Origin of the sequence: Streptomyces sp. NPDC018026, from assembly GCF_044327745.1 — a bacterium.
GTDB classification, from domain to species: domain Bacteria; phylum Actinomycetota; class Actinomycetes; order Streptomycetales; family Streptomycetaceae; genus Streptomyces; species Streptomyces rubrogriseus.
On record NZ_JBIRFY010000002.1, the window covers coordinates 947,709 to 960,910 of the forward strand.

The 13,202-nt window shown below is 70.2% G+C and carries 7 protein-coding genes; 5 read left to right on the forward strand and 2 right to left on the reverse strand.

Annotated elements, in window-relative coordinates:
* Positions 1-57 precede the first annotated feature (57 nt).
* The gene (locus ACH4D3_RS09870; protein ID WP_398318766.1) at positions 58-921 is read right to left on the reverse strand and encodes a phosphatase PAP2 family protein; all 864 of its coding nucleotides are present in this window, start codon (positions 919-921) and stop codon (positions 58-60) included.
* Positions 922-1,015: 94 nt separating this feature from the next.
* A complete protein-coding gene (locus ACH4D3_RS09875; protein ID WP_003976582.1) occupies positions 1,016-2,050 on the reverse strand; it encodes a LacI family DNA-binding transcriptional regulator in 1,035 nt (344 codons plus the stop codon).
* Between the two features lie 391 nt (positions 2,051-2,441).
* On the opposite strand from ACH4D3_RS09875, the gene ACH4D3_RS09880 reads away from it, so the two are divergent.
* The 5 genes from ACH4D3_RS09880 (at position 2,442) to pulA (ending at position 13,173) form a co-directional block, all read left to right on the forward strand.
* On the forward strand, positions 2,442-3,713 hold the full coding sequence (locus tag ACH4D3_RS09880) for an extracellular solute-binding protein (protein WP_398318769.1): 1,272 nt from the start codon (positions 2,442-2,444) through the stop codon (positions 3,711-3,713).
* A gap of 113 nt (positions 3,714-3,826) precedes the next feature.
* A complete protein-coding gene (locus ACH4D3_RS09885) occupies positions 3,827-4,831 on the forward strand; it encodes a carbohydrate ABC transporter permease (RefSeq protein ID WP_385360597.1) in 1,005 nt (334 codons plus the stop codon).
* Positions 4,832-4,844: 13 nt separating this feature from the next.
* A complete protein-coding gene (locus ACH4D3_RS09890; RefSeq protein WP_398318773.1) occupies positions 4,845-5,756 on the forward strand; it encodes a sugar ABC transporter permease in 912 nt (303 codons plus the stop codon).
* 112 nt (positions 5,757-5,868) lie between these two features.
* Positions 5,869-7,551: a glycoside hydrolase family 13 protein gene (locus tag ACH4D3_RS09895; protein ID WP_398318776.1), complete on the forward strand. Its 1,683-nt coding sequence runs from the start codon at positions 5,869-5,871 to the stop codon at positions 7,549-7,551.
* Positions 7,552-7,758: 207 nt separating this feature from the next.
* A complete protein-coding gene (pulA, locus tag ACH4D3_RS09900; RefSeq protein ID WP_398318779.1) occupies positions 7,759-13,173 on the forward strand; it encodes a pullulanase-type alpha-1,6-glucosidase in 5,415 nt (1,804 codons plus the stop codon).
* Positions 13,174-13,202 lie beyond the last annotated feature (29 nt).

Genomic DNA, 13,202 nt, shown 5'->3' on the forward strand with positions numbered 1-13,202 from the left:
CCGCAGCTGCGGGCAATCGTGCCGCAGGGCGGCACGGGTGGGCGCAGCGGCACCCCGCTACGCCGGGCTGCGCACCGACCACCGCCGACGCCGCCGCACCTCCGGGACCACCCTGGGCAACCGGTACGGCATCCGCCCGTACCAGACGTAAGCCACCCCGTACCCGAACGCCAGACACAGCACACCCCCCACCGCGTCCAGCCAGAAGTGGTTCGCCGTCGCCACGATCACCACCAGCGTGAGCGCCGGATACACCAGCCCCAGCACTCGCACCCACGGCACCGACGCCAGTGCGAAGATCGTCAGCCCGCACCACACCGACCACCCGATGTGCATCGACGGCATCGCGGCGTACTGGTTGGACATGTTCTTCAGGTCCCCGGACGCCATCGACCCCCAGGTCTGGTGGACCATCACCGTGTCGACGAAATGCCCGCCGGTCATCAGCCGGGGCGGAGCGAGCGGATACAGGTAGTAGCCGACGAGCGCGACACCCGTGGTCGCGAAGAGCACCAGCCGGGTCGCCGCGTAGCGGCCGGGATGGCTGCGGAAGAGCCACACCAGGACACCCAGAGTCACCACGAAGTGCAGCGTGGCGTAGTAGTAGTTCATGCCCACGACCAGCCAAGTCACCGAGTTGACCGCGTGGTTGACGGACTCCTCGACGGCGATGCCCAGTTGCTGCTCGACGCGCCAGATCCAGTCGGCGTTGCGCAGCGCCGCGGTCCGCTGTTCCGGCACCGCGTTGCGGACCAGGGAGTACGTCCAGTAGCTGAGCGCGATCAGCAGGATCTCGAACCACAGGCGCGGCCGGCGCGGGGTGCGCAGCCGGGACAGGAGGCTCTTCCCCGTCGTCCCGGCGACGGGGTGCGGAACGCCCTCTTCCAGGCGTTCCCGAGTCCTCACGGTCGCGTCACCCATAGGCCTGAAGTCTGCCAGAAAAGCCTTCTCCCACCGATCATCCCTCAGGTGGAACCGACCCGCATCCGCCCCGGACCCGGCACCCCCACAGGCGTCAGGGGCGGCCGCGCTCGCCCGGCGCCGACGCGGTCGAACCGCGCACCACCAGCTCCGGCATGAACACGAACTCGCTGTGCGGCGCGGGCGTCCCGCCGATCTCCTCCAGCAGCGTGCGCACCGCCGCCTGACCCATCGCCGGGACCGGCTTGCGGACCGTGGTGAGCGGCGGGTCGGTGAAGGCGATCAGCGGCGAGTCGTCGAAGCCGACCACCGAGACGTCCTTGGGCACGTCCAGGCCCAGCTGCCGGGCCGCGCGTATCGCGCCCAGCGCCATCATGTCGCTGGCGCAGACCACCGCCGTGCAGTCCCGCCCGATGAGCGCCGAGGCAGCAGCCTGGCCGCCCTCCAGCGTGTACAGCGAGTGCTGGACCAGCTCCTTCTCCACCGTCTCGGCGCTCAGCCCCAACTGGTCCTGGACGGTGCGCACGAAACCCTCGATCTTGCGCTGCACCGGCACGAACCGCTTGGGCCCGAGGGCCAGTCCGATCCGGGTGTGGCCGAGCGAGACGAGATGGGTGACCGCGAGGCTCATCGCGGCCCGGTCGTCGGGCGAGATGAACGGCGCCTGCACCTGCGACGAGAAGCCGTCGACGAGGACGAAGGGCACGCCCTGCGCGCGCAGCCGCTCGTAGCGCTGCATGTCGGCGGTGGTGTCGGCGTGCAGCCCCGAGACGTAGATGATGCCGGCGACCCCGCGGTCGACCAGCATCTCGGTCAGCTCGTCCTCCGTGGAGCCGCCCGGCGTCTGGGTGGCGAGGACGGGCGTGTAGCCCTGGCGGGTCAGCGCCTGCCCGATGACCTGGGCCAGGGCCGGGAATATCGGGTTCTCCAGCTCCGGGGTGATCAGGCCCACCAGGCCCTCGCTGCGCTGCCGCAGCCGCACGGGGCGCTCGTAGCCCAGCACGTCGAGGGCGGCGAGCACGGACTGGCGGGTGGTGGCGGCGACGCCCGGCTTCCCGTTGAGGACCCGGCTGACGGTCGCTTCGCTCACCCCCGCCTGCGCGGCGATGTCGGCAAGCCGTGTGGTCACAGGGGTGGACTGTACCTGTCGGCCGCTCCCTTGCACACCGATCGGGCGCCGTGGGCGGCCTGTTGGACGGCCCGTCGGACGGCCCGGCGCGGGCTGCTGCGTCATCGCGCTCCCTCAAGAAAGTGGCGGCAAGAGCTTGCAGAGTCTTGCACAACCCGCCCGATACCGCTCGGGCCCCGTAAACAAGCGTCTCATGACGGTCGCCGAGAGGTCACGCCCGGATAACTTCGGAGATCTCTTGCACATTTTTGCAGCAAGACCTTTCGCCGGGCTTTCAACGCTGTTACGTTCACGTCGCCCGACGGCAGCAACGAAGCGGTCGGCGGTCGGCAGGAGCGGCGGACGGGCCCGCACCCTGCACCACACGGGCTTTCACCCTCAAGGAGAACTCATGCGGCGTGGCATAGCGGCCACCGCGCTGGTGGCGTCCCTCGCCCTGGCGGCGACGGCGTGCGGCGGAGACGGCGACAGCGACAGCGAGTCGGGCGGACCGGTCACCATCACTTACTGGGACACCTCCAACGCGACCAACGAGGCGCCGACCTACAAGGCCCTGGTCAAGGAGTTCGAGGCCGCCAACAAGGGCGTCAAGGTCAACTTCGTCAACGTGCCCTTCGACCAGGCGCAGAACAAGTTCGACACCGCCGCAGGCTCCAAGGGCGCCCCGGACGTGCTGCGCTCCGAGGTCGGCTGGACGCCCGCCTTCGCCAAGAAGGGCTTCTTCCTGCCGCTGGACGGCACCGAGGCCCTCGCCGAGCAGGACAAGTTCCAGCCCAACCTGATCGAGCAGGCCAAGTACGAGGGCAAGACCTACGGCGTCCCGCTGGTCACCGACACCCTCGCCTTCGTCTACAACAAGGCGCTCTTCGAGAAGGCCGGCGTCGAGGTCCCGGGGACCTGGGACGACCTGAAGAAGGCCGCCGCCACCATCAAGGACAAGACCGGCGCCGACGGCTACTGGGCCTCCACGGCCGGCTACTACGCGCAGCCGTTCCTGTACGGCGAGGGCACCGACACGGTCGACGCCGACGCCAAGAAGGTCACCATCAACTCGGCCGAGGCGAAGAAGGGCTACGGCACCTGGCTGAGCCTCTTCGACGGCAAGGGCCTGCACAAGGCCGACACCACCGCGGACGCCTACGCCCACATCCAGGAGGCGTTCGTCAGCGGCAAGGTCGCCTCGATCATCCAGGGCCCGTGGGAGATCACCAACTTCTACAAGGGCTCGGCCTTCAAGGACAAGAACAACCTCGGCATCGCCACCGTCCCGGCCGGTTCCACCGGCAAGGCGGGCGCCCCGACCGGCGGCCACAACCTGTCGGTCTACGCCGGTTCGGACAAGGCGCACCAGGAGGCGGCGCTGAAGTTCGTGAACTTCATGACCTCGGCGAAGTCCCAGGAGACCGTCGCCCTGAAGAACTCCACGCTGCCGACCCGCGACGACGCCTACACCGCGAAGGTCAAGGCCGACCCGGGCATCGCCGGCTTCCAGACGGTCCTGCCCGCCGCCCAGCCGCGCCCGGCGCTGCCCGAGTACAGCTCCCTGTGGACGCCGCTGGACGACGAGCTGCCGCAGATCGCCGGCGGCAAGAAGTCCCTGGACGACGGGCTGGGCGACGCCGAGACCGCGATCGCCAAGCTGGTGCCGGACTTCAGCAAGTAGCAGCACCGACCGCCGGGCCCCGCAGTGGGGGGAGGGCCCGGCGGTCACCGGCCGTGCGCCGCGTCCCGACCGCACAACCCTGACCTTCCCGATGCTCCCGAAGGTGTCGAACCATGACAGTCGCCATCGACCGCGCGACCGGCAAGCGCCGCGGTGACCGCACCCCGCGGCCCGGCCTCGGCCGGCGTCTGAAAGACGGCTACCAGAAGCACTGGTACGCCTACGCCATGATCGCGCCGGTGGCCGTCGTGATCGGCGTCCTCGTGCTGTACCCGCTGGGCTACGGCCTCTACCTCACCCTCACCGACGCCAACAGCCTCAACACGGGCCGCACCATCGGCGTCAACGAGATCGAGGCCACCTACAAGTTCGTCGGCCTGGACAACTACGCCGACATCCTGTGGGGCCCGACGGCCTACGACCGCTTCTGGTCGCACTTCATCTGGACCATCGTGTGGACGGCGGTCTGCGTCGGCCTGCACTTCTTCATCGGCCTCGGGCTCGCCCTGCTGCTCAACCAGAAGCTGCGCGGCCGGACCTTCTACCGGCTGATCCTGGTCCTGCCCTGGGCCGTGCCCACCTTCGTCACCGTCTTCGGCTGGCGCTTCATGCTCGCCGACCAGGGCATCATCAACTCCGCCCTGGACTGGCTGCACCTGCCGACGCCCGCGTGGCTGGAGGACACCTTCTGGCAGCGCTTCTCCGCGATCATGGTCAACACCTGGTGCGGCGTGCCGTTCATGATGGTCTCGCTCCTGGGCGGCCTGCAGTCCATCGACAACAGCCTCTACGAGGCCTCCGAGATGGACGGCGCCAACGCCTGGCAGCGCTTCCGCTACGTCACCCTGCCCGGTCTGCGCTCGGTCAGCTCCACCGTCGTCCTGCTCGGCATCATCTGGACCTTCAACCAGTTCGCCGTGATCTTCCTGCTGTTCGGCAACACCGCCCCCGACGCGCAGATCCTCGTCACCTGGGCGTACCAGCTCGGCTTCGGACAGCAGCCGCGCGACTTCGCGCAGTCCGCCGCCTACGGCATCCTGCTGCTGGCCATCCTGATCGTCTTCACCTCCTTCTACCGCCGCTGGCTGAACCGCAATGAGCAGCAGCTCGCGAACTGAGGCAGGAGCCGCCATGAGTACAAGCACCGCACCCATCAAGGCCCCCGCCGAGCAGGTCACCGCGTCCACCGCGCCGCCGCGCAAGGTCCGCGGCCGCGGCGAACGCAGCCGCGCCGCGTCCCTCGCCTCGCACGGCGTGCTGAGCCTCGCGAGCCTCGTCGCGCTCTTCCCGGTCGCCTGGCTGGTCTACCTGTCCCTCGGCCCGGACAAGAACGACTACCTGCACCCCGGACGCATCTGGTCGAAGATGACCTTCGACAACTATGCGTTCGTGCTCCAGGACACCAACTTCTTCGACTGGCTCAAGAGCTCGCTGATCGTCTCGCTGGGCACCACCGTCATCGGTGTGCTGGTCGCCGCGACGACCGGCTACGCGGTCTCGCGGATGCGCTTCCCGGGCTACAAGAAGCTCATGTGGGTCCTGCTGGTCACCCAGATGTTCCCCATCGCGGTCCTGATCGTGCCGATGTACCAGATCCTGTCGAAGCTCCAGCTCATCGACAACTACTTCGGCCTGATCCTCGTCTACTGCTCGACCGCGGTGCCGTACTGCGCCTGGCTGCTCAAGGGCTACTTCGACACCATCCCGTTCGAGATCGACGAGGCCGGGCGGGTGGACGGGCTGACCCCGTTCGGCACCTTCTTCCGGCTGATCCTGCCGCTGGCCCGGCCGGGCCTGGCGGTGGCCGGCTTCTACAGCTTCATCACCGCGTTCGGCGAGGTCGCCTTCGCCTCGACGTTCATGCTGAGCGACACGAAGTACACCTTCGCCGTCGGCCTGCAGAGCTTCGTCAGCGAGCACGACGCCCAGCGCAACCTGATGGCGGCCACCGCCGTGCTCGTCGCGATACCCGTCTCCGCGTTCTTCTACCTCGTGCAGAAGAACCTGGTGACCGGCCTCACCGCGGGCGGCACGAAGGGCTGACCGCCCCCCGGAAACGTCCGGCCGCGGTGCCCATCCGACCCCGCTGCACCGCGGCCGGCCGCTCTTCCCCCACCCACGCCTCCACTCCGTTCCGTTACGTACCAAGGACGACATGAGCCAGCAGCCTTCCGCCGCACCGGCCCCCACCTCCGCCGTCGCCACCGTCTCCGAGCGCCACGACTGGTGGCGGGACGCGGTCATCTACCAGGTGTACCCGCGCAGCTTCGCCGACAGCAACGGCGACGGCATGGGCGACCTGGAGGGTGTCCGCACCCGCCTGCCGTACCTGCGCGACCTGGGCGTGGACGCCGTGTGGCTCAGCCCCTTCTACGCCTCCCCGCAGGCCGACGCCGGCTACGACGTCGCCGACTACCGGGCCGTCGACCCCATGTTCGGCACCCTCCTGGACGCCGACGCGCTGATCCGCGACGCCCACGCGCTGGGCCTGCGCATCATCGTCGACCTGGTGCCCAACCACTCCTCCGACCAGTACGAGTGGTTCAGGCGCGCCCTCGCCGAGGGCCCCGGCTCCCCCTCCCGGGACCGCTACCACTTCCGCCCCGGCAAGGGGAAGAACGGCGAACTGCCGCCCAACGACTGGGAGTCCATCTTCGGCGGCCCCGCCTGGACCCGGGTCACCGAGCCCGACGGCACGCCGGGGGAGTGGTACCTGCACCTCTTCGCCCCCGAGCAGCCCGACTTCAACTGGGAGCACCCGGCCGTCGGCGACGAGTTCCGCTCCATCCTGCGGTTCTGGCTGGACATGGGCGTGGACGGCTTCCGCATCGACGTCGCGCACGGCATGGTGAAGGCCGAGGGCCTGCCCGACCTGGGATCCCACGAGCAGCTGAAGCTGCTGGGCAACGATGTCATGCCGTTCTTCGACCAGGACGGCGTGCACGAGATCTACCGGCAGTGGCGCCGCATCCTCGACGAGTACAGCGGAGAGCGCATTTTCGTGGCGGAGGCGTGGACTCCGACCGTCGAACGCACCGCCAACTACGTGCGCCCCGACGAGCTGCACCAGGCGTTCAACTTCCAGTACCTGGGCACCCACTGGGACGCCGAGGAACTGCGCACCGTCATCGACCGCACCCTCGACGCCATGCGCCCGGTCGGCGCCCCCGCCACCTGGGTCCTGTCCAACCACGACGTCACCCGGCACGCCACCCGCTTCGCCAACCCGGCGGGCCTCGGCACCCAGATCCGCCTGGCCGGAGACCGCGCACTGGGCCTGCGGCGCGCCCGTGCCGCGACCCTGCTGATGCTGGCCCTGCCGGGCTCGGCCTACGTCTACCAGGGCGAGGAGCTGGGCCTCCCGGACGTCGTCGACCTGCCCGACGAGGTGCGCCAGGACCCGGCGTACTTCCGCGGCGCCGGCCAGGACGGTTTCCGCGACGGCTGCCGCGTCCCGATCCCGTGGACCCGCGAGGGATCGTCGTACGGCTTCGGCGACGGCGGCAGCTGGCTGCCGCAGCCGGCCGGCTGGGGCGAGCTGAGCGTCGAGGCGCAGACCGGCGAGTCCGGCTCGACCCTGGAGCTGTACCGCGAGGCCCTGGCCGTCCGCCGGTCCACCGCCGATCTCGGCGCGGGCGACGCGGTGGAGTGGCTGCGCGCCCCGGAGGGCGTCGTCGCCTTCCGGCGCGGGGACTTCGTGTGCGTCGCCAACACCACCGGCGAGTCGGTCGCGATGCCCGCGTACGGGCGCGTCCTGCTGGCCAGCGGCGAGATCACCGAGGCGGCCGGCGAGGCGAAGGTGCCGGCGGACACGACGGTGTGGTGGACCCGCGCCTGACGCTCCCTCCGTACCGCTGAAGGGCCCGCCGCTTCCCCAGGGGAGTGGCGGGCCCTCGCGCGTCCGCCTGCCCGCCGGGCGACCCGGGCAAGTCCTGTGAAAATCCTTTCCGTTACTTTCGCAAGTCTTGCCGCAAGACTTGCGACAGCGCTACGGTCTCGCCGGGGTCGGACCCGATCGAGCCGTCAGCACAAGGAGTTCACGTCCGTGATACCGAGATGGCCGGTGCCTGCCACGCGCCGTACCGCACGAGTGAGACGGGTCGCGGCCGTCACCGTGACCGCGCTCGCCGCCGCCCTGCTCCCCCCGCTCGCCGCCCGGGCCGACACCCCGCCCGCGCCCCCGTCCGACGCGAAGCTGGCGAAGACCGCCGCTCGCCACGACCTGACGCGTGAGCAGTTCTACTTCGTCCTGCCGGACCGCTTCGCCAACGGGGACGCCGGGAACGACCGGGGCGGCCTGACCGGCACCCGGCTCACCACCGGCTACGACCCCACCGACAAGGGCTTCTACCAGGGCGGCGACCTCAAGGGCCTCACCGAGAAGCTCGACTACATCAAGGGGCTGGGCACCACCTCCATCTGGATGGCGCCCATCTTCAAGAACCAGCCCGTCCAGGGCACCGGCAAGGACGCCTCGGCCGGCTACCACGGCTACTGGATCACCGACTTCACCCAGGTCGACCCGCACTTCGGCACCAACCAGGACCTCAAGAACCTCATCTCCAAGGCCCACGCCAAGGGCATGAAGGTCTTCTTCGACGTCATCACCAACCACACCGCGGACGTCGTCGACTACGAGGAGAAGTCCTACGACTACCTCTCCAAGGGCGCCTTCCCGTACCTGACCAAGGACGGACAGCCCTTCGACGACGCCGACTACGCCGACGGCGAGCGCGGGTTCCCGCGGGTGGACGGCGGCTCCTTCCCGCGCACCCCGACGGTCCCGGCCGCCAAGAAGAACCTCAAGGTCCCCTCCTGGCTCAACGACCCGGCGATGTACCACAACCGGGGCGACTCCACCTGGGCCGGAGAGTCCGCCACCTACGGCGACTTCTCCGGCCTCGACGACCTGTGGACCGAGCGTCCCGAGGTCGTCGGCGGCATGGAGAAGATCTACCAGCGGTGGGTCAAGGACTTCGCCATCGACGGCTTCCGGATCGACACCGTGAAGCACGTGAACATGGAGTTCTGGACCCAGTGGGCGACCGCGCTGGACGCCTACGCCGCCAAGAAGGGCCGCGACGACTTCTTCATGTTCGGCGAGGTCTACTCCGCCGACACCTCCGTCACCGCGCCCTACGTCACCGAGGGCCGCCTGGACTCCACCCTGGACTTCCCCTTCCAGGACGCGGCCCGCGCCTACGCCTCCCAGGGCGGCAGCGCGCAGAAGCTCGCCTCCGTCTTCGGCGACGACTACAAGTACACGACCGACAAGGCCAACGCGTACGAGCAGGTCACCTTCCTCGGCAACCACGACATGGGCCGCATCGGGACCTTCCTGAAGCAGGACGACCCCGAGGCAACAGACGCCGAACTGCTGAAGAAGGACAAGCTCGCCAACGAGCTGATGTTCCTCAGCCGCGGCAACCCGGTGATCTACTACGGCGACGAGCAGGGCTTCACCGGCGCGGGCGGCGACAAGGACGCCCGCCAGCCGATGTTCGCCTCCCGCACCGCCGACTACCTCGACGACGACCAGCTCGGCACCGACCGCACCCACGCCGAGGCCGCCTACGACACGAGCGCCCCGCTCTACCGGCAGATCAGCGCCCTCGCCGAGCTGCGCAGGGCCAACCCCGCCCTCGCCGACGGCGTCCAGACCGAGCGGTACGCCGCCGACGGCGCCGGGATCTACGCCTTCTCCCGCACCGACGCCAAGACCGGCACCGAGTACGTCGTCGCCTTCAACAACGCGGACGCCGCGAAGTCGGCCACCTTCGCCACCGGCTCCGCCGACATGACCTTCCGCGGCATCTACGGCACCGACGCCACCGTGAAGTCGGGCGCCGACAACAAGGTCACCGTCACCGTCCCGGCCGGGTCGGCCGTCGTCCTCAAGGCCGCGGGGCGGCTCGCCGCGCCCGCCGCCCAGCCGACGATCACCCTGCACGCCCCGGACCCCGGCGCCACCGGCACCGTAGAGCTGAGCGCCGACGTCGCGGGCGGACAGCTCAACCGCGTCGTCTTCGCCGCCCAGACCGGCGACGGCAAGTGGCGCACCCTCGGCACCGCCGACCACGCCCCCTACAAGGTCACCCAGGCCATCGACGCGGACACCCCGGCAGGCACCGCCCTGCGCTACAAGGCGGTTGTCGTCGACTCGGCGGGCCGCACCGCGAGCGCCACGGCCGCGTCCACCACCGGCACCCCGCCCGCCGAGGAGGTGCCCACCGCCGCCTCCCGCGACTACGCGGTCGTGCACTACAAGCGCGCCGACGGGAACTACGACGACTGGGGCCTGTACGCCTGGGGCGACCTCGCCGACGGCGAGGCGACCACCTGGCCCGAGACCCACCCCTTCACCGGCCGGGACGCCTACGGAGCCTTCGCCTACGTCAAGCTCAAGCCCGGCGCCTCCGACGTGGGCTTCCTCGTCATCGACAAGGACGGCAACAAGGACGTCGCCGCCGACCGCACCATCGACGTCACCGAGACCGGCGAGGTGTGGATCGAGCAGGGCAAGGAGCAGGTCGCCACGGAGCGGCCCGAGTACCCCGCCCAGGACACCACCAAGGCCGTACTGCACTACAAGCGCGCCGACGGCAACTACGACGGCTGGGGCCTGCACGTCTGGGGCGACGCCGCGAACCCCACCGACTGGGCCAAGCCGCTCCAGCCGGTCGGGACCGACTCCTACGGCGCGGTCTTCGAGGTGCCCCTCACCGACGGCGCGAGCAGCGTCAGCTACATCGTCCACAAGGGCGACGAGAAGGACCTGCCCACCGACCAGGCCCTCGACCTCAAGGCCGACGGCCACGAGGTGTGGCTGCTGAGCGGCCAGGAGGACTACCTGCTGCCGCAGCCCGCGGGCTCGGCCGCGGCCGTCGACCTCACCACCTCCAAGGCCATCTGGATCGACCGGAACACCGTCGCCTGGAACGGCTCCGACGGCGCCGCCTCCACCCAGCTGCTCGCCTCCCGCACCGGCTCCATCACCGCCGAGGGCGGCCGGCTCACCGGCGACGACCAGCAGTGGCTCCGCCTCACCAAGAGCGCCCTCACCGACGCCCAGAAGGCGAAGTTCCCGCACCTGAAGGAGTACACCGCCTGGTCGGTCGACCCACGCGACCGCGACCGGGTCCGCGAGGCCCTGCGCGGCCAGGTCGTCGCCGCCCAGCGCACCGCCACCGGCGCCCTGCTCGCGGCGACGGGCGTACAGACCGCGGGCGTCCTGGACGACCTGTACGCGGGCCGGGCGACCGGGGCCGACCTCGGCCCGGTCTTCCACCACGGCCGCCCCACCCTCTCCGTGTGGGCGCCGACCGCGCAGGACGTGAAGCTGGAGATCGGCGGCCGCACCGTGCGGATGCGCCGGAACGACGCCACCGGCGTCTGGTCCGCCACCGGTCCGAAGTCCTGGAAGGGCAAGGCCTACCGGTACGCCGTCAAGGTGTGGGCGCCCACCGCGGGCGAGGTCGTCACCAACAAGGTCACCGACCCGTACTCCCTCGCCCTGACCACCGGCTCCGAGCGCAGCCTCGTCGTCGACCTGGACGACCGCTCCCTCGCCCCGCGCGGCTGGGAGCACTACCGCAAGCCCGAGGCCGTCCCGCTGCGGGACGCGCAGATCCAGGAGCTGCACATCCGCGACTTCTCCGTCGCCGATGCGACCGCCGACGCGGACCACCGGGGCACCTACCTCGCCTTCACCGACGAGAAGAGCGACGGCTCCAAGCACCTGCGCGAGCTGGCCGAGGCCGGCACCTCCTACGTGCACCTGCTGCCCGCCTTCGACATCGCCACCATCCCCGAGAAGAAGTCCGAGCAGACGGCGCCCGACTGCGACCTCGCCGCCCTCCCGGCCGACTCCGAGAAGCAGCAGGGGTGCGTGACGAAGGCCGCCGCCAAGGACGCCTTCAACTGGGGCTACGACCCGTACCACTACACGGTCCCCGAGGGCTCCTACGCCACCGACCCGGAGGGCACCGCCCGCACCGTCGAGTTCCGCAAGATGGTCAAGGCCCTCAACGACGACGGCCTGCGTGTCGTCATGGACGTCGTCTACAACCACACGGCCGCGAGCGGCCAGGCGAAGACCAGCGTCCTCGACCGGATCGTGCCCGGCTACTACCAGCGGCTGCTCGCCGACGGCTCGGTGGCCAACAGCACCTGCTGCTCCAACACCGCCACCGAGAACGCCATGATGGGCAAGCTCGTCGTCGACTCGGTCGTCACCTGGGCCAAGGAGTACAAGGTCGACGGCTTCCGCTTCGACCTCATGGGCCACCACCCGAAGGCCAACATCCTCGCGGTCAGGAAGGCGCTGGACGAGCTGACCCTCAAGAAGGACGGCGTCGACGGCAAGAAGATCATCCTGTACGGCGAGGGCTGGAACTTCGGCGAGGTCGCCGACGACGCCCGCTTCGTCCAGGCCACCCAGAAGAACATGGCCGGCACCGGCATCGCCACCTTCTCCGACCGGGCCCGCGACGCCGTGCGCGGCGGCGGCCCCTTCGACGAGGACCCCGGCGTCCAGGGCTTCGCCTCCGGCCTCTACACCGACCCGAACTCCTCGACGGCCAACGGCACCGAGGCCGAGCAGAAGGCCCGCCTGCTGCACTACCAGGACCTGATCAAGGTCGGCCTGACCGGCAACCTCGCCGGCTACTCCTTCACCGACACCGACGGCAAGGAGGTCAAGGGCTCCGAGGTCGACTACAACGGCGCCCCCGCCGGATACGCGGCGGCACCCGGCGACGCCCTCGCCTACGCCGACGCGCACGACAACGAGTCCCTCTTCGACGCGCTGACCTTCAAGCTGCCGAAGGACACGTCCGCCGACGACCGGGCCCGCATGCAGGTCCTCGCCATGGCGACCGCCGCCCTCTCGCAGGGCCCGGCGCTCTCCCAGGCGGGCACCGACCTGCTGCGCTCCAAGTCGCTGGACCGCAACTCCTACGACAGCGGCGACTGGTTCAACGCCCTGCACTGGAACTGCGCCGACGGCAACGGCTTCGGCCGGGGACTGCCGCCCGCCGCCGACAACCAGGACAAGTGGTCCTACGCCAAGCCCCTGCTGGGCGCGGTGAGCGTCGGCTGCCCGCAGATCAACGGCGCCTCGGCGGCGTACCGGGACCTGCTGAAGATCCGTACCGGCGAGCAGGACTTCTCCCTCGCCACGGCCGCGCAGGTGCAGTCCCGGCTCTCCTTCCCGCTCTCCGGCAAGGACGAGACACCCGGCGTGATCACCATGCGCCTCGGTGACCTCGTCGTCGTCTTCAACGCCACGCCCGAGCGGCAGGAGCAGCGCGTCGGGGCGGCGGCCGGAACCGGCTACCGGCTGCATCCGGTGCAGGCGGCGGGGGCGGACGCGGTGGTGAAGGAGTCGGCGTACGCGGCGAAGACCGGCACGTTCACCGTGCCGGCCCGTACGGTCGCCGTCTTCCAGCGGGCCGGCTGACGGCAGGAGGTCTGCGGTTAGGGTGAGCC

Excerpts from the sequence above, each read along its gene's own strand:
- ACH4D3_RS09885 (WP_385360597.1), top strand. The coding sequence starts at position 3,827 with ATGACAGTCGCCATCGACCGCGCGACCGGCAAGCGCCGCGGTGACCGC.
- ACH4D3_RS09870 (WP_398318766.1), bottom strand. The coding sequence starts at position 921 with ATGGGTGACGCGACCGTGAGGACTCGGGAACGCCTGGAAGAGGGCGTT.
- ACH4D3_RS09890 (WP_398318773.1), top strand. The coding sequence starts at position 4,845 with ATGAGTACAAGCACCGCACCCATCAAGGCCCCCGCCGAGCAGGTCACC.
- ACH4D3_RS09895 (WP_398318776.1), top strand. The coding sequence starts at position 5,869 with ATGAGCCAGCAGCCTTCCGCCGCACCGGCCCCCACCTCCGCCGTCGCC.
- ACH4D3_RS09880 (WP_398318769.1), top strand. The coding sequence starts at position 2,442 with ATGCGGCGTGGCATAGCGGCCACCGCGCTGGTGGCGTCCCTCGCCCTG.